The sequence below is a fragment of the Rufibacter tibetensis genome, assembly GCF_001310085.1.
Lineage (GTDB): Bacteria > Bacteroidota > Bacteroidia > Cytophagales > Hymenobacteraceae > Nibribacter > Nibribacter tibetensis.
On record NZ_CP012643.1, the window covers coordinates 4,327,086 to 4,344,970 of the forward strand.

16 protein-coding genes are annotated in these 17,885 nt (G+C 46.3%); 5 read left to right on the forward strand and 11 right to left on the reverse strand.

Going from position 1 to position 17,885, the window contains the following annotated elements:
• Positions 1 to 93: 93 nt before the first annotated feature.
• Complete coding sequence (locus DC20_RS17695) at positions 94 to 936, forward strand: glycoside hydrolase family 25 protein (RefSeq protein WP_071885499.1); 843 nt, start codon at positions 94 to 96, stop codon at positions 934 to 936.
• Between the two features lie 119 nt (positions 937 to 1,055).
• On the forward strand, positions 1,056 to 1,658 hold the full coding sequence (locus tag DC20_RS17700) for a hypothetical protein (protein ID WP_157593221.1): 603 nt from the start codon (positions 1,056 to 1,058) through the stop codon (positions 1,656 to 1,658).
• A 101-nt stretch (positions 1,659 to 1,759) separates the two neighbouring features.
• Here DC20_RS17700 and groL read toward each other — a convergent pair whose 3' ends face one another.
• From groL to DC20_RS17755, 11 genes are all read right to left on the reverse strand, one after another.
• Positions 1,760 to 3,403: a chaperonin GroEL gene (gene groL, locus DC20_RS17705; protein ID WP_062545046.1), complete on the reverse strand. Its 1,644-nt coding sequence runs from the start codon at positions 3,401 to 3,403 to the stop codon at positions 1,760 to 1,762.
• Between the two features lie 42 nt (positions 3,404 to 3,445).
• Positions 3,446 to 3,736, reverse strand: coding sequence for a co-chaperone GroES (gene groES / locus DC20_RS17710; protein WP_062546033.1), 291 nt, complete (start codon positions 3,734 to 3,736; stop codon positions 3,446 to 3,448).
• Positions 3,737 to 4,051: 315 nt separating this feature from the next.
• Positions 4,052 to 4,435, reverse strand: a complete 384-nt coding sequence (gene secG / locus DC20_RS17715; protein WP_062545047.1) for a preprotein translocase subunit SecG — start codon at positions 4,433 to 4,435, stop codon at positions 4,052 to 4,054.
• A 7-nt stretch (positions 4,436 to 4,442) separates the two neighbouring features.
• On the reverse strand, positions 4,443 to 6,068 hold the full coding sequence (locus tag DC20_RS17720; RefSeq protein ID WP_157593223.1) for a hypothetical protein: 1,626 nt from the start codon (positions 6,066 to 6,068) through the stop codon (positions 4,443 to 4,445).
• A 109-nt stretch (positions 6,069 to 6,177) separates the two neighbouring features.
• Positions 6,178 to 6,720 (reverse strand): LPS assembly lipoprotein LptE, encoded by a 543-nt coding sequence (gene lptE / locus DC20_RS17725; RefSeq protein ID WP_062545049.1) that lies wholly within the window; start codon positions 6,718 to 6,720, stop codon positions 6,178 to 6,180.
• Entirely contained in the window at positions 6,701 to 7,975 is a 1,275-nt protein-coding gene (locus DC20_RS17730; protein ID WP_062545050.1) for a sigma-54 interaction domain-containing protein, read from the reverse strand. The genes lptE and DC20_RS17730 overlap by 20 nt, the downstream gene beginning before the upstream one ends.
• Before the next feature lie 101 nt (positions 7,976 to 8,076).
• Positions 8,077 to 9,510, reverse strand: coding sequence for a tRNA (N6-isopentenyl adenosine(37)-C2)-methylthiotransferase MiaB (gene miaB / locus DC20_RS17735; RefSeq protein ID WP_062545051.1), 1,434 nt, complete (start codon positions 9,508 to 9,510; stop codon positions 8,077 to 8,079).
• 128 nt (positions 9,511 to 9,638) lie between these two features.
• Positions 9,639 to 10,283, reverse strand: coding sequence for a hypothetical protein (locus DC20_RS17740; protein WP_062545052.1), 645 nt, complete (start codon positions 10,281 to 10,283; stop codon positions 9,639 to 9,641).
• 273 nt (positions 10,284 to 10,556) lie between these two features.
• Positions 10,557 to 11,849: an anthranilate synthase component I family protein gene (locus tag DC20_RS17745; protein ID WP_071885500.1), complete on the reverse strand. Its 1,293-nt coding sequence runs from the start codon at positions 11,847 to 11,849 to the stop codon at positions 10,557 to 10,559.
• 234 nt (positions 11,850 to 12,083) lie between these two features.
• A complete protein-coding gene (locus DC20_RS17750) occupies positions 12,084 to 12,818 on the reverse strand; it encodes a zinc ribbon domain-containing protein (RefSeq protein ID WP_062545053.1) in 735 nt (244 codons plus the stop codon).
• A 6-nt stretch (positions 12,819 to 12,824) separates the two neighbouring features.
• Positions 12,825 to 13,922, reverse strand: coding sequence for a Nif3-like dinuclear metal center hexameric protein (locus DC20_RS17755; RefSeq protein ID WP_062545054.1), 1,098 nt, complete (start codon positions 13,920 to 13,922; stop codon positions 12,825 to 12,827).
• Between the two features lie 60 nt (positions 13,923 to 13,982).
• Here DC20_RS17755 and lpxK point away from each other — a divergent pair, with 60 nt between their 5' ends.
• The 3 genes from lpxK (at position 13,983) to miaE (ending at position 17,752) form a co-directional block, all read left to right on the forward strand.
• Positions 13,983 to 15,053: a tetraacyldisaccharide 4'-kinase gene (lpxK, locus tag DC20_RS17760; RefSeq protein WP_157593225.1), complete on the forward strand. Its 1,071-nt coding sequence runs from the start codon at positions 13,983 to 13,985 to the stop codon at positions 15,051 to 15,053.
• A gap of 8 nt (positions 15,054 to 15,061) precedes the next feature.
• Positions 15,062 to 17,011, forward strand: coding sequence for a putative porin (locus DC20_RS17765; protein ID WP_157593227.1), 1,950 nt, complete (start codon positions 15,062 to 15,064; stop codon positions 17,009 to 17,011).
• 210 nt (positions 17,012 to 17,221) lie between these two features.
• A complete protein-coding gene (miaE, locus tag DC20_RS17770) occupies positions 17,222 to 17,752 on the forward strand; it encodes a tRNA-(ms[2]io[6]A)-hydroxylase (RefSeq protein ID WP_245652360.1) in 531 nt (176 codons plus the stop codon).
• The last annotated feature ends 133 nt before the right edge of the window (positions 17,753 to 17,885 follow it).

A 17,885-nucleotide genomic window follows, 5' to 3' on the forward strand; every position in this document is an offset into this window, starting at 1 on the left:
TGGGTAGCGTCTTGAAAGAATTGGTAAATTTGTAAAGAGTAGATTGTAAAGAGTAGAAGAGGAGTAAGCTTGGAATTACTCTTCCCTTGGTATATGAAAAAAACACCAGCCGCCACCAGAAAACGCACTGTAAAACCAACATACCGCAAGAAACAGACATCTTCTGGTACCTGGTGGAAACCTTTGTCTTTGGGCATAGGGGCTTTCTTTGTGCTGTGCCTGGGCATAGAGTATTTCAAAGAAGGAGGTCGTCTGGCGTTTTTGAGGCATTCTATAGAAGAAGCCACTCAAACAAATACCCTTACCACGTTCAGCCCAGCAGGGTATGAGGTGATTGGGTTGGATATATCGCATCACCAGCGGCAGGTAGACTGGAAAGCGGTGAAGGCCCAAAAGATCAAATTTACCTTCATCAAAGCTACGGAAGGCATCACCCACCAAGACCGATATTTTTCCAAACACTGGCGCCAGGCCAAGAAGCATGATGTGCTGCGGGGAGCGTACCATTTCTTTCTTCCGGCCCGAGATGCCGAAAGCCAGGCGAGAAACTTTCTTAAGCAGGTGAAACTGGAAGCAGGGGACTTGCCTCCGGTGCTGGATGTGGAGGTGACCAATCACCAATCAGATGAAGAGATAAGGGCAGGAGTTCAATTATGGTTGGATATGGTGGAGGAGGAGTACGACCTGAAGCCCATCATTTATACCAATTACTCCTTCTATGAAGAACATCTGGCAGGGCATTTTGATGATTATCCGCTTTGGATTGCCCATTACAACCCACAGAAGAGCCATCAACTTGCAGACAGAAAATGGGTGTTTTGGCAACATACCGAGAAGGGCCGGATCAAGGGAGTGAAAGGGAATCTGGACCTAAATGTTTTTAATGGTACCATGGAAGATCTGTACAATATGTGCTACGAACCAGAAGCATTATAAATGTATTTAGGTTAATAAAATTATATTATAAATCTTTTTTGAAAATAATATCACTGTGTTTATAATTATTTGAAGTGGGAGGATTGTGATCTACCTTAGGTATGACACTAACTAAACCCATGAAACCTTTGATTAAAAAACTACCATTCCTTGCAGCACTCCCTTTTCTTTTTCTATCTTGTGACATTATAAAAGAACTTGAAGGAGGGTCTATTATCCAAACACCTGTTGTTGAAGAGGGAACCACTTACCTGATCAAGAAAGGGGAACATGAAACCACAAACCCTTTTCTTGTTTTAAAAACTAACTCCATAAAGTTTGAGGTAAAATTTGATTCTACGGCTATTTACGCTACCACAGACCCTGCTAACCAGGCTGATATCAACAAGCTATTTGGCTTGTCAGACTGTAGTTCATTTCATCATCAGAATAGTGCCCGCTTTGGGTGGCGTTGGTATAACAACCAACTAGAGTTACATGCTTACAGCTATAACAGCGGCAAGAACATGTCTACGTTTATAACTGCCATTGACCTTAACAAGAAGTATACCTGTGAAGTAACTCTTACAGATACCAACTACTTATACAAAATAGGAGAGAAGACAATAGAGCACGCCAGAGCCTGTACAGGTATAGGAAATGGATACCAGTTATACCCTTATTTTGGGGGAGATGAAACAGCTCCCCATCAGATTAAAATAATGATCAACGTTTTAAAATAAAGCATTGGTTTACCAGTTGCTTTCAGAAAAGACACTTTAAAAGCAAAAGGCCCCGGTTTATGAACCGGGGCCTTTTTATAGTCAGCGTGAGCTGGGGCAGATTACATCATGCCACCCATGCCGCCCATACCACCTGGCATTCCGCCACCGGCTGCAGCACCACCTTCTTCAGGCTCATCAGCAATCACACACTCAGTAGTCAGCAACAAGGCAGCTACAGAAGCAGCGTTCTCCAGAGCAAGACGAGTAACTTTGGTTGGGTCAATGATACCGGCGGCAAACATGTTCTCAAATTTGTCGTCACGGGCATTGTAACCGTAGTCAGCCTTGCCAGCACGAACTTCGTTTACAATTACTGAACCTTCACCACCAGCGTTAGCCACAATCGTTCTTAAAGGAGACTCTAGGGCAGTGCGGATGATCTGCACACCAGTTTTCTCATCTTCGTTGCGAGTGTCTACGTTTTCAAGGGCTTCAATAGCACGGATCAGGGCTACGCCACCACCAGCTACAATACCTTCTTCTACGGCAGCTCTTGTCGCGTGCAAGGCATCATCTACACGGTCTTTCTTCTCTTTCATTTCAACCTCAGTAGAGGCACCAATGTAAAGAATAGCAACACCGCCAGACAGTTTAGCCAAACGCTCCTGCAATTTCTCACGGTCATAGTCAGAAGTGGTTTTCTCAATCTGCGCTTTGATCTCGTTCACACGTGCAGTGATTCCGTCTTTCTCACCTTTGCCATTAACGATAGTTGTATTGTCTTTGTCAATGATGATGCGCTCTGCCTGACCTAAGTAGTCTAAGGTAGCGTTGTCTAATTTATAACCGCGCTCTTCAGAGATAACAGTACCGCCAGTCAATACCGCGATGTCTTCCAACATAGCTTTTCTGCGGTCACCAAAACCTGGAGCTTTTACAGCAGCAATCTTCAAAGATCCACGCAGTTTGTTTACTACCAAAGTAGCAAGCGCTTCGCCGTCAACATCTTCAGAGATGATCACCAACGCTTTGCCAGTTTGTACCACTTGCTCCAATACAGGAAGCAATTCTTTCATGGTAGAAACTTTCTTGTCATAGATCAGGATGTAAGCGTTCTCAAACTCCGCTTCCATTTTCTCTGGGTTGGTCACGAAGTAAGGAGACAGGTAACCGCGGTCAAACTGCATACCTTCCACCGTTTTCACTTCGGTCTCAGTACCTTTAGCTTCTTCCACAGTGATTACACCGTCTTTCCCAACTTTGTCCATGGCATCGGCAATCATTTGTCCGATCTCAGTATCATTGTTGGCAGAGATAGTACCTACCTGAGCAATCTCAGAAGAGTTCTCAATCTTTTTAGACTGAGCTCTAAGGTTCTCAACTACTTTAGAAACGGCTTTGTCAATACCGCGCTTCAGGTCCATTGGGTTGGCACCAGCAGCAACGTTTTTAGAACCTGCAGTGTAGATTGCCTGGGCCAATACAGTAGCAGTGGTAGTACCATCACCAGCCATGTCAGCGGTTTTAGAGGCTACTTCTTTTACTAACTGAGCGCCCATGTTTTCCACGGCGTCCTTCAGTTCAATTTCTTTTGCAACTGTTACACCGTCTTTGGTGATGCTAGGAGCACCAAATTTCTTGTCGATGATCACGTTGCGGCCTTTAGGGCCTAAAGTTACTTTCACGGCATTCGCCAGAGTGTCCACGCCTTTTTTAATCTTGTTGCGGGCCTCGATGTCGAAAGTGATGTTTTTAGATGCCATAGTTTCTTAAAAATAGATTATGGTTGTTGATTGGATATAAAATTAAAGAACCGCCAGGATGTCAGACTCCCGCATGATCAGGTAGTCAGCACCATCCAGAGAGATCTCAGTACCGGCGTATTTGCCGTACAATACTTGGTCGCCAACTTTCAACTGTGACTTTACTAAAACACCTTGATCGGAGATTTTGCCTTCTCCTACGGCTACTACTTCGCCGCGTTGTGGTTTTTCTTTGGCAGTATCCGGGATGATGATACCAGACTTGGTTTTTTCTTCAGCCGCAGCAGGTAACACGATTACTCTGTCTGCCAATGGTTTTAGATCTAAGGCCATAGGGTTGTTATAAGATTTGATTAAGTTAACGATAATGTCCGGCAGCAAGCCTGCCTGGGACGGTTAGCCTATTAGCGATTCTTGTGCCAAGACTGGTATTCTGCCAAACTTGCCGAATTTTGGCAGAAACCCCCCCTTTTTAGCCTTGTCTTCCCTGACAGTACCATCTCTGATAGCTTTATTTTTGTCAGTGTAGAAACTGTCAAAATGTATTTTGCGGCTGGTTGTGAAAAAAGGTTCTGAAACTGCAGGCAAAAAAAAGAGTCCGAACCGGTAAAGGTTCGGACTCCAATAAAGGGTATGCTGTATCGGCTTTTATTGATTCGCAGTGTCAGCAGTTGCAGGCGCCGGAGTGGCTGTGCCAGCAGGAGCTGCGTTTTGCTGAGGAATAGCCGGTGCGGCAGGAGCAGGGGCTGGAGCCGCTTGACCGGCACGTTGCTCGTTGATGGTACGGTTGTCAGTACCAGCGCCGTTAGATACAATGGTATGAGAAGCCAAAGTCAGTACAATGATCCCGATAGCAAACCCCCAGGTTAACTTCTCAAGAAGGTCACCGGTGCGTTTAACGCCCATTAATTGGCTGGTGCCGCCGCCGCCAAACTGGCTGGACAATCCGCCACCTTTAGAGTTCTGGGATAATACCACCAAAACCAGCAGCACGCACAGAAAAAGAATTACGCTGATCAGAGCAATGTACATAATTGGATTATTCGTTTCTTAATTTTTCAATTTGTTCAGCAAAGTAACTCTTTTTTTCGGGAAACTTCACTATAAGTTGTTCATAAATTTTGATGGCCTTCTTGCCTTTTCCCTGTTTGATGAAGATGAGGGCAAGGTTTTCAGACACAAGGCTTTTCTTGATCTTGGAGCTTTTAGCCGATAAATCTTCCTGTGGCTCCTGGCTTAGCTGAGCATTGGCCAAGGTTTTACGCTTTGGCGTAGTTTTCAGGAATTGGTTAATGATATCCAATTGCATGTCAAGCTTAGCGGCAGGGGTAACCTCTGGGGCTGGAGCCACGGCATTCTTGCCTTTCACATGCTCCAGAATCAACTCAGGCTGGAAGTAGAAAGGCGTGGCAGAAGTCCACTCATCTTTTAACTGAATGCTTTCCCCCAAACGGCTGGAGCCCATCCAGTAAGCCAGGTTGTTCTGCGTGAAGATTGAGAGGTAAGGATCTTGGGCTACTTCATCTGTAGAGGAAGTACCCTGAACTACTTCTGGTAGCTTTAAAGTTGGGAACTCATAACCCGATGTGTCATATAATGAGTCAAGTTCCGCAATCTGTAAATAGGCGCTTAGGCCGGGGTCTTCTTCAGGTGTAACTAAAGCAGCTACCTGTGGTGGAACTGAAGAATCTACGTTTACCGGGAGGTAAACCTCTTCATCCTGCCCTTCTTCTTTTATGTTGGAGGTAAGCTCAGAGATGATTTCCTCATGGCTTAAATCAACACTGGGGCAAGGTAGGTTGATGGAGGTAAGGCTGTTAATCTGAATGAGCTCCAAAAGTTCATCCAAGTTGTCCTCTTCCTCAGAAAGCGTTATTTCTTCTGTTAATGTTGGTTCTTCGTCTATTTCCGGCTGTTCTACTTCAGCCTGCTCTGCTTCAGGGGTAACCTCTTCAGCGGCATAGGTTTCTAGAGTTGGCGCCTCTTCTTTAGTGAATTGTTCTGCTATATTTTCCTCTTCCTGAGTCAATAAAGCAGAAGTGCCCACACTTTCTTGCTTATCAAAATCAGCAACATTTGTTTCTTCAAATGGAGTTTCTGGTTCTAAGGATTCTACTTCCAGTAGGCCTGCCGTTACAAAGGTTTCAGGTTCTGGTTCGTAATCAGGTAAAGTTTGATCAACCTCTGAAGCCATCTTCTCAACAACTTCTTCCTGAAGGTCAATGGGAGAAATAGTTTCCTGATCAACTGAGGAAGTAGGTTGCTGGACTAGTGATTCAGATTCAAGTTCTTCTTCTTTGATTTCTTCCTCAAACTCATTTACACTTTGATGCTCCTCTTCATAAAAGGGCTCTGAAACAGGTGAGGTTTCTGGTTCCTGTTCTATTTCCTCCTCAACCAATACCGGTGCTTCTTCCACTATAGGAGAAGCGTACACCAATTGTTTCAGGAGTTGACGGTTAGAAACGTGGGCTGCGGCTCTTCTTAACTTCTGGGTAGAGAGCATGCTACCTCGGTCATAGGCGGCTTTGGCCAAAAGAACATGGGCCGTTTGGCAGTACGGGAAAGACACCACCAAACGCTCCAGGTCATCCACCTCCTGGTCTTGAATGGGGGCCACCTGCCGAACTATGTTTAAAAACGCCGCTTTGTTCATGAGACTCATGGGTGTCTGGTCCTTTGGTAGACACAGACAAATTACTCTTAAATAGGATAGTAGATAAATAAGGCACTGAAATTTATTTTTCAGTGCCTTATTAGTTCTGCAAAGATACTTACCAATTTGCTACCGTTTTGGTAAAAACGCTATAAATAATGCGTTCTGTGATTTGCCTGATCTGTGCTTGGCTTATTTGGTTGATATCAAGTGAAGGAGGAAAGTCTGCGAAACCCGAGAAGCTTTGGTCAAAGTTGTTGGTTGGGTTCTTGGTGTCTGTGTAGTTGATCTGGATGACAATGGTTAAGCGGTTGGCACCAGCTTGGTCTAACCCCACGTTGCTTCCGGTAGGAATGTCGCTGCGTTGTATAGCCGCCGGACTGAAGGTGTAGCTCATGATTTGCCCTTCAATCTGCAGATCACCCGCCTGCGGAAGAATACGAAGGGTAGTGTTTCGTTGAAAGTAATCCTTGAAATCTTCAGTGACAAACTGCTGTAAGTTAGATGGTCCCTGGCCGGCAGCGTTACTAAAGTTGGTGATAGAAATGGTCTTTACATCCGGTGAAAGGTTCACCCCTGAAAACGAATAACAGCCTCCCATGAGAAAGGGCAGGCAGAGCAGGAGCAGGAACGTAAAAGGTTTATAAGTCTTCAAGGTCATATTGTTTTAATTTGCGGTAAAGGGTGCGTTCAGAGATGCCCAAGTCTTTGGCGGCGTACTTCCGCTTGTTCCCGTGTTTCTTTAACGCTTTCAAGATCATTTCCTTTTCCTTGTGCTCTAGAGAAAGGCTTTCTTCCTCGGTTTCGTGGGAAATGTCTTCCACTTTGTCCTCGTATTCCTCGTCAGGCTCGTCCACGGTGAGCATATAGCCATCCCGGCGCTCTGGGGCGCGGTATACGGGTTGTTGCTCAAACGGACGCACCTCTTCAAATAAATGCCGGTTGTTCTTCAGAAGTTCCGCGTCCTCCTGCTGGTGCGATAAGAGGTCAAACACCACCTGTTTCAGATCATTCATGTCTTTGCGCATGTCAAACAATACTTTGTACAGCAAGTCGCGCTCAGAGATTCCGCTAGCACCCTCAGTTGAACCATTTTGATGGAAGAGGGCTGGCAGTTGATTCTGTTGTTCCTGTGGCAAATACTTTCGTAGGGTAGCAGCGCTAATCTCGCGCTCATACTCCAACACCGAAATCTGCTCCACAATGTTTTTCAATTGGCGGATGTTTCCGGGAAAACGGTACCGAAGCAGCTCCTGCACAGCTTCCTGGTTAAGGGTGATGGGCTTTACGTGGTACCGCTCGGCAAAATCACTCGCAAATTTACGGAACAACAAGTGCGTATCTTCCCCCCGTTCCCGTAAAGGCGGAACACTGATAGGAACTGTGTTGAGTCGGTAATACAAGTCTTCCCTGAACTGACCCCGTTCTACCGCTTGCATCAGGTTCACGTTGGTAGCCGCTACCACGCGCACATCAGTTTTCTGTACCTTAGAAGAACCTACTTTGATGAACTCTCCGTTCTCTAACACACGCAATAGACGGGCCTGCGTTCCGAGGGGCATTTCGCCAATCTCGTCCAAAAAGATCGTACCACCGTTGGTCACCTCAAAATAGCCTTTCCGGGCTTCGGCGGCACCGGTGAAAGAGCCTTTTTCGTGGCCGAACAATTCTGAGTCAATGGTTCCTTCCGGTATGGCGCCGCAGTTGATGGCAATAAACTGCCCGTGCTTGCGGGGACTCAGGTGATGAATAATTTTGGAAAAAGACTCTTTCCCGCTTCCGCTTTCACCGGTGATGAGCACGGTCATATCAGTGGGAGCCACCTGCACCGCTACCTGAATGGCATAGTTCAGCAATGGAGAATTCCCGATGATGCCAAACCGCTGCTTCACCGATTGTATTTCTATATCTCGCATGAAGTTAGAGTTGAAGATTTAAAAATAAGAAGATTTGGAAGCCTGGGGTAAAAGTTTGGAGGAGATTCCGCATGAAATCTCCTCCGCTCCAAATTATCTAATTATAGAACAGGTTCCCCAAACAAGGTGCCTACAGAGCAATCATGAACGAGAACATTTACGTAATCTCCTTTTTTGAAATGCATTTTAGGGAAGATAACTACCTTGTTTTGGTCGTTGCGTCCGCTCAGCATGTCATCTGACCGTTTGGAGAAGTTCTCTACTAATACCCGATGCACCTTGCCTAAATCCATCTGGTTCCGGATGAGAGAGTAATGGCGCTGTTTGTCTATGATTTCCTGCAGACGGCGTTTTTTGGTTTCCAACGGAACATCATCTGCCAATTTACGAGCCGCCAAGGTGCCAGGGCGCTCAGAGTAGAAGAACATGTACGCATAGTCATACTGCACGTAATCGATCAGCGACAGGGTGTCCTGATGCTCTTCTTCGGTCTCAGAGCAGAAACCGGCAATCATGTCTGTTGAGATGCCGCATTCCTGACCCAGAATACGGCGGATTGCATCTACCCGCTCCAAGTACCAGGTGCGGTCATAGGTGCGGTTCATTAGGTCCAGCACGCGGGAGTTGCCGCTTTGGGCTGGTAAGTGAATGTATTTGCAGATGTTGTCGTACTTTTTCATGGTGTACAACACTTCATCTGTGATGTCTTTGGGGTGGGAAGTGGAGAATCGTACTCTAAGGTCTGGGCTGATCAAGGCTACGCTTTCCAGGAGCTGAGCAAAGTTCACGCGCTCCGTTCCATCTTCTGACTGCCACTTGTAGGAGTCCACGTTCTGTCCTAAAAGCGTTACTTCTTTGTAGCCCTGATTGACCAGTTCCCGAGCTTCCCGCACAATTGAATGGGCATCGCGGCTTCGCTCACGGCCTCTGGTAAACGGTACCACGCAGAAAGAGCACATGTTGTCACAACCCCGCATGATGGAAACAAAGGCACTCACGCCATTGCTGTTCAACCGAATGGGGTTTATGTCGGCGTAGGTTTCCTCGCGGGAAAGCAGAACATTTACCGCTTTTTGGCCGCTGTCCACTTCATTGATAAGCGACGGCAGATCACGATACGCATCTGGGCCCACCACCAGGTCTACCATTTTCTCTTCTTCAAGCAGGTTCTTCTTCAGACGCTCGGCCATACAACCCAGTACACCCACCACCATGCCTGGCTTTTTCTTTTTCAGGTGTTGCAACTGCGTTAATCGGTGCCTTACCGTTTGCTCGGCCTTCTCTCTAATGGAGCAGGTATTCAACAGAACCAAGTCAGCATCGGTTACTTCTGAAGTGGTGTCAAAACCAGCCTCAAACATAATGGAAGAGACAATCTCACTGTCTGAGAAATTCATCTGGCAGCCGTAGCTCTCTATATAGAGTTTACGCTGACGGCCGGTGTTGGAATCAACCGTTACTTTGGTATCACACGCAGCAGCTTGCTCCGGCGTGCGGTTATCAATAAAGTCTAAGTCCAGAATGGGTGCGTGCATAGTAAGCTTATTAAAACACAAAGGTAAGTATATTCAGGTGCTTATGACAGAATGGCAGATTATTTTTTAACGAAAAAGCGCCTGCTTCGTCAAGAAACAGGCGCCACTTAATTAAAAGTAAATTAGAACTATTCCTTATGGATGGCCACTTTGTTTAAAACAATTTTAAGCGGTCCGCTGGTGGTTTCTCTTAGGCAAAGAATACCGAAAGCAGTTTGCCCCGGATCAATAGACTTCGCCATGATGTTATTGCCGATTAGCTCTTTGTGCATGTTCGCGTTGGCTGAACTGGCCACGATCATGTTACCACCGGCTATGAAGGGACCAGTTGGGATAAAGGTAGCTCCACTTACATTACCGGAAGGATCTTGAGTACCGCCTACAGAGAAATTAAGAAGCGCATACAGCAGATAAATAGGTACTGGCTGTTTGATGAGTTTTGCGGCAACTTGTGGTTCCATAGGCATCAAAACCCGGTCGCCCATCATAAAGCGACAGTCCTGACCTACAGATATTTTGGTGGCAGAATTATTCTCGATTTTTACCGCCACTATTTTGATGGCGTTGCGGGTTTCTCTTTTTACATACTTCTTGTTATTGCGGAGAGCTAAGCCGTCATACACGTAAGAAATACTGAGGTTGTCTTCCGGAGAAGTCTCTTTGAAGTTGTACTGTAACGTTTCAGGGCGAATAGAACGATACGAAGACGCACAGCTTCCCAAAAGAGTAGAAAGGGCAAGGCCAACCCCCAAAAGAGTATAACTTTTTTTCATGTATTAATTAATAAAGGGTTGTATAAGGTGGGTTTAGGTATAGCAGGTAAAATTGTGCTGCTAATATATTGTAAAAAATTATATTCTCTAATAAGCAGGTAATAGTAATATTTTGAAGAAATAGATTATCAACAAATTGAATATTAGACAATTTATTTGTTTAGGTCTTATTTTGATGTATTCTTACAGAAAACGGAATGTTTATAGACCTATAGAGCTCTATAAACGCTTAGTTGGTTATAGTAAAAAGTAAAGAAACAGAAGAGATTTGCTTTAAATATTTTCCAGTACACTTCTGATCGCTGCTGCTTTCAAGAGGCACTCCTGGTATTCCTCCTCGGGATCTGAGTCATAGGTAATGGCACTGCCTACCTCAAAGGAAAGGTAGCCGCTTTGGGCTTTGTACTGTAAACTCCGGATTACCACATTGAAATCGAAGTCACCGTTAGGAAGAAAGTACCCGAACGAGCCGGAGTAAAGGCCGCGTTTTGTTTTCTCATACTGCTCTATCAGTTCCAAGGCTCTGATTTTAGGTGCACCCGTCATGCTGCCCATCGGGAAGGTGGCTTTTAATACCTCCACCGGGTTAAGTGATTCAGGGACAACACCCGTGACAGTAGAGATCATTTGCCAGACATACTGGAAACCATACAACCCAAATAGTTCTTCTACCTGAACCGTACCTGTGGAGGCTACCCGGTTTAAGTCGTTCCGGACGAGGTCAACAATCATCATGTTCTCGGCCTGCTCTTTTTCGCTTGTGGCTAAAAGCTGACGTTGGTGCTGGTCCTCTGCCTCCGTTTTCCCTCGCCTGATGGTGCCTTTGATTGGCTGCGAGATGAGTAGGTTGTTTTCTTTTTTTAGAAACCTTTCGGGGCTGGCACACAGAAGGTAACAATCTTCTACCTTAAGAAAACCAGCAAAGGGAGTAGGAGAGGTTTGATTGAGTTTCCAGAAGAGGGATGTGGGTTCAAGCTGGACTCCTTCAGCATAAAACTCCTGGCAATAATTTACTTCGTAAACGTCACCCTCCAAAATGTGCCGCCGTAGCATTTCCACTGAGCGCAAGTACTCTTCTTTTGTTTCACGGGCCGCTGTTTTGATGGTGTTTTTGGAAAAAGAGCTCCTAAGCTTTGTTTCACCAATAGTATTGGCAATTGCCGCCGGATCTTCAACGGAAGAATGGATAGTAACTGCATCTTCTGACCAAACCAACCAGCTCTCTGGAAAGAAAAAGAAAAGCTCTGGAAAACCTATATGGTCAGGATGGTTACTATGAAGTTTCTCCAGTCCGTTTTTTAAATCATAGGTTAAGTACCCGAACAAGGGTAGCTTTCTACTTTCATCCAAAGCCTGATGGAGCTTCAGCCAGGTAGTGATACCTTCCCCATTGGGCTGGTGACGCACACCCAACATATTTTGGAACGCACCATGTCGGTAAGGAATAGAATTAGAGTCATAGTACGCTATCACTTCATGGTTCGCTGCTGCCCATGCTACCGCTTGTTGTTTCCATTGGGAAACAGAAACCGGTAGAGAAGTGAAAGGCAAAGTGAGCTGGAGCATGTAGGAAAGGGTAGTACAGGTAGGCGGCAAAGTTACAAAGATTCCTGCGGCAGGAGGTCTTCCATCAACAACAGAGTTCTATATGACACGGTTAGGTTTAAGGCAATTTTTTAAAAAATGGGCCTGAAATCTTCAATGATGTTGTAAAGCATAATTTTTGGGCAAAACCAGGAAGGCATAAAAAAAGGATGGTAGTTACCATCCTTTTTATTTATAGAAACAAGTTGTCTGTAACTACACAATTACTTTTTGCTCCACATCTGCCAGAATACGTCCGCAGTGCTCACATACAGTAATTTTTTTCTTAGAGGCAATGTCTGATTGACGTTGTGGGGGAACAGTGTTAAAGCATCCGCCACAGGCATCACGCTTTACCGTTACCACGGCCAGGCCGTTGCGTACGTTCTTACGGATACGGTTGTAGGCAAAAAGAAGGCGTTCTTCAATTTGTTTGATAGCTTCTTCTTTTTCTTCGTTCAGCTTGCGCTCGTCAGCCTCACTTTCGTTCACCATTACCTGAAGTTCACTGTTCTTCGTGTTCAGGTCTTTCTGGCGCTCCTCTAAACGGTTTTTGGTTTCCTGGATATCCTGGTTTTTCTGCTCAATCTGGAAGTTGGCCTCACGGATTTTCTTCTCATTGATCTGGATTTCCAGTTTCTGAAGCTCAACTTCTTTGGTGATCGCGTCAAACTCGCGGTTGTTGCGGACGTTCTCTTGTTGCTCTTCGTATTTCTTAATCAGTTTCTCAGAGTCTTTGATGGCCTGCTTGCGGTTCGCAATAGATTGCTGCAGTTCAGCAATTTCCTCATCAAATTTGCTCACGCGTACTTGGTAGCCGGCAATCTCATCTTCCAGGTCACGAACCTCTTCCGGAAGGTCGCCTCTAACTTGTAGAATTTGGTCTAATTGAGAATCTAAGCTCTGAAGTCTTAGAAGTGCATCTAACTTGCTTGCTACAGTACTTTCCATGTATATTTAGCTGTGTCTAACTGGATTGGTGTTACAAAATGCCAATTCGACTGCAAAATTAGAAAAACTTTTTGTAAGTATTTCATAAAAAAGCTCCTTCGTGTAAACTTCACTTTCGTAGTGGCCTACGTCTACCAGTGCCATGTGCTCGTTGGCCTCAAAAAATTCATGGTACTTCAAGTCTGCCGTTAAAAACACCTGTGCTCCAGCGGCCTTGGCTTGCCGGGTGAGAAAACTTCCGGCACCGCCACAAACAGCAACTTTTTTGATGTGAGTGATAGGCCAGTCAGTATGCCGGAAGGTGTTGATTTGAAGCTTTTCCTTTACGTGCTGGGCGAACTGCTCTCCAGAAAGGGGGTCTTCGAGTTCACCCACCATGCCGGCGCCTACCTCCTGGTTCTCGTTTTGTAGCGCCACAAGAAAATGGGCCACTTCCTCATAGGGGTGCGCCTTCAGCAAAGCCCGCATGATTTGTGCCTGCTTAAAGGAGGGGAATACTACCTCTATCTTGTTCTCAATAGTTTCCTCCGTTTTGCAGGGTTCGCCAATATGGGGGTTTGCCTTTTGGGAGGGGGTAAACCGGCCGGTACCAGTGATTCTGAAACTACAGTCTGAGTAATCGCCTATTTGGCCCGCGCCAGCTTCGTGAATAGCAGCTAGTACCTTCTCCGTGTCTTCAATGGGAACGTAGGTTTCCAACTTAGTGAGAAGCTGAGTTTTAGGGGCCAGGATCTTTGTTTTTACCAAACCCAGTTTTTCACAGAGTTTCTTATTGACCCCGTTGTGCACGTGGTCCAGGTTTGTGTGGCAGGCGAAAATGGCTACCTGGTGTTGCAGCGCCTTCAGGATAATGCGCTCCACCAGGGTTTTGCCGGTCATGCTTTTCAGGGGTTTGAAAATAACCGGGTGGTGCGCCACAATGAGATTGCAGCCTTTGTCTACTGCTTCCTGCACTACTTCCAGCGTGCAATCTAGGGTGACCAATACTCCGGTGACGGTGGCTTCGGGATCGCCCACCTGGAGCAAGGCGTTGTCATAAGATTCCTGGTAGGCGGGCGGGGCATACCGTTCCAACACCTGTACCACTTCTTTTATCTTTGTCATTTTGTAGGTTTAAAGCCTTGGCAGGCAAAGAAAGTTAAAAATCATGTACTTTTGCAGGCCATGCCCAAGATGCTGCACGCCTTCAGGTTCCTGCTTTTCCCGTTCGCTTTTTTGTACGGGATGATTGTGCGGCTGCGTAATTGGCTATACGACAACGGCTACTTTTCTACGTACAGCGCGCCTATTCTGGTCATTTGCGTGGGAAATTTGAGTGCAGGCGGCACAGGAAAAACTCCGCAAGTGGAGTACCTGGCCCGGTTGTTAGCACCCAGAAAAATGGCCATCTTAAGCAGAGGGTACAAACGGACCACTAAAGGTTTTGTGCTAGCCGATTCTTCCGCTACTGCACAAACGGTAGGGGATGAGCCTTTCCAGTACACCCAAAGCCTAACCGGAGTACAAGTGGCAGTTTGTGAAAAAAGAGTTGAAGGCATTCAACGCTTGCTGCAGCTTTACCCTGATCTGGAGGTAATTCTGTTAGACGATGCCTTTCAGCACCGGGCGGTAAAAGCCTCAAAGTACCTGCTGTTATCTGATTTCAATCACCTGTTCACCCAGGATTTCCTTCTGCCCATGGGCAGACTGCGCGAGCCCGGAAAAGGAGCCAGACGGGTAGATGCAGTAGTCATTACTAAGTGCCCGGAAGATTTACCCCTTGAGCAGCAGAAAACAATTATAGAAGACGTACAGCGGTACACTGTGCCCGGTACACCCATTTTCTTCTCACAAATAGTGTATGGGCCAGCTGTACCTGTAGCCCAGAAGCAGACGTTAGGAAAAAGAATCATCTTAGTTACAGGAATAGCCAAGGCCCAGCCCTTGGTTCATCATCTTGAAATAAACGGTTTTGACCTGTTGCGCCATTTTGAGTGGGCAGACCATGCAGCTGTTACGGTTGAGCGGGTGGAGGAAGTGCTTTCTTTCTATGAGTCCATGCAAGACCCTGAGGTTGGTATTGTGATGACGCAGAAAGATGTGGTAAAATGGCAGGAGCCTACTCTGAGGCGCCTTTGGCAGGAAGTACCCGTTTTCTATTTACCTATAACCATTCGTTTTACCTCCCAGGAACCCTCTTTTGACCACACCATTAGGGAGTGGGTATCTCAACCGGGTTCAGATTTTAATGCTTAATTTTGAACGTGACTAGTAAGAAACTTTTAGCTGCGGCTTTCCTGGTTTGGTTGGGATTCCTTTCCCAGGCGAACGCTCAAATACTTAATGACTCAACCAAAGCTATCTATGGCTCGGCCACTACCATGGTCCTCTATGAGGCAGATATCTTCAAGGGAAACCTGACGCCCACCCGCATTGATACCTCCCTTACCAACTTGCAAAATTTCAGGTATTGGTATTATGACACTACCCGGCAGCAGGACTTGGGCAACATAGGCACAGCTTCGCAGCCCCTTTTCTGGCGCATGCCCACCGTACTTGGTAACCGGCTGGGCAGAAATGCCTTTGACCCGTACGCCGTAAACCCGGCCACCATGGAGTACTATGACACCAAATCTCCTTACACTTTCCTGAAGTACTACCAGGGTGCCTTGGGAGAGCAAATCTTTCGGGCGAAGCATACGCGCAACATCTTACCCAACTGGAATGTGGGCATTGGGTACGAACGGGTGGGCTCTGAACGCCAGTTCGGTAGCTTGGGTAGCGGGATTGACGGTTTGGTAAGTCATTACGGAATCCAGGCTTTTACCCATTACTACAGTAAAAACGAGCGGTACCGTCTTATGGCCAATTACAACCTGAGCAGCCATGAGCAAATTGAATTAGGCGGGATCAGACCCGATGAAGAAGATGAGATAGACAGTTTGTTTAGTTACAAGTCAGAGGCAGTTTGGTTACAGAAGGCCGCTACCAATGAAAAGCGCAATAACTTCCACGCCACCCAATGGTACAAGCTGCTGGGACCCGGTCTTCAGTTGTATCACACCCTGGATGTGAATTCCCATAATAATGACTATTCTGACCAGGAGTTACCTGATGGAACTGAAGCTGCTACTGGCACCAGGGCTGTCCTGAAGTTTTACCCAAGAGCTCGTCTGGACACTGCCCAAACCTATGACGATTCATACTTCACCCAAATGGAGAATACCTTCGGGGTAATGGGAAGTAGCCGTTTGTTTGTTTACCGCGCTTACGCCAAACGCCGCGATGGGTCCTATGAAGTGACCGCAGAAGGAGTAGAAAGAGGTACTGACCCAGAAGGCGGGGCATTGGTGACTTCTTACCTGGAACGGGAGAAACGTACCATTGCCGACAACTTTATTGGGGGCGAAGCCCAGTTTAGGCTGAAGAACGACATCTACGTCACCACCGATGCTGAAATCCAGATTGGGGGTGGTGACTACCGCTTGAATGCTCAGGCCCGGTTTAAGTATTTGACCTTCCGCCAGACCCGCACGTCGTATTCCCCAACCTTGCTGCAGCGGGTTTTCGTCAGCAACCATTTCAAATGGACGAATGATTTTGAGAACACCCAGGCCACCCAAACTGCCGCTGGTATAGATGCTGGTTTCAAAAATCATTACCTAAATGGGTTTGTGCAGTTTACTAACCTCGTGAACCACGTGTACTACCAGGATTCCTTGAACGGAGCATGGGCCGAGCCTGCGCAGGTAGATGGCTCATTGAACCTCCTGCAGGCCGGGCTGCGGTACAAGTTTAATGTGAAATCTTTTGTGCTGGACAACACCGTGTACTACAACAAAGTGAACGGCGGAGATTACATAAGAATGCCTGAGTGGTATGTGAACTCCAAGGCTTACGTACAGGGACCACTCTTCAAAGGAGCCATCAACGTACAAACCGGCTTAGAGATGAACTGGCATTCTGAATATTATGCCGATGGCTACATGCCGGTAACCCAGCAGTTCCACCTGCAAAACCGGTTCTTAGTCAGCCGTTACCCCACATTAGACCTGTTCCTAAATACCGACATTAAGACCATCAATATTTTCCTGAAGCTAAGCAACATCAATACGGTTGTGAGAAGCTGGGAACAAGGATATTTCACCACTCCGTATTACGTAGCTAATCCCTTCAGTTTCATCTTTGGGTTACAGTGGAACTTCTATGATTAATATCTGCTGACAAGGTGATACGATAATAGAATACAAGCCTTACTTTTGTGCTGAGCTGTTTTCAGGGTGTTTTAATGAAAACACCCTGAAAACAGCTTTTGCTTTTTAGAACACCAGATCACCACTTTACCTTTAAATGCTCTTCCTGTGGCTAAGTCAATATTAAAGCTTCAATTACCTACAGATCCCCGTTGGGTGAACATTGCGGAGATGAACATCCAGGACATCTTGGTAGACCACGCGTACTGTGAGCAGAAAGCTGCCACTTCTGGCATTTCGCTTATTGTGAAGTACCCAGATAAAAACAAATTGGTGGAGGAGATGACCGCCCTGGTAGCCGAAGAATGGAGCCATTTTGAGCGGGTTTTGGAGGAGCTGAAGAAAAGAGGCTTTGAATTGGGCCGTAACCGCCCAGATGAATACGTGGTGCAATTAAGCCAGCACATCAGGAAAGGAGACAAACGCGAACGCCAGCTTATGGACCACCTCCTGGTGAATGCTTTGATAGAAGCACGCTCCTGTGAACGCTTTAAGCTGCTCTGGAAGAACCTGCAAGACGAGGCCCTGCAGAAGTTCTACTATGAACTAATGGTATCTGAGGCAAGCCATTATGTAAGCTTCGTGAAACTGGCCAAAGAGTACATGCCCAAAGAAGTAGTTGACGCACGGCTGCAGGAGTTACTTGAAATTGAAGCCAACATCATTGCCAACCTAGAGCACCGTCCTGACAGAATTCATTGATTAGTTGTTAGTTGTTAATTGTTTCAGCAATTCAACTCGCTGTACGGAGTGTTCCTTTCTAGTACATTTAGTGTTTAAAGGCTGAGGCCGTTTCAAAGCTGATTACAAGTATTCAGCTTTGAAACGGCCTCAG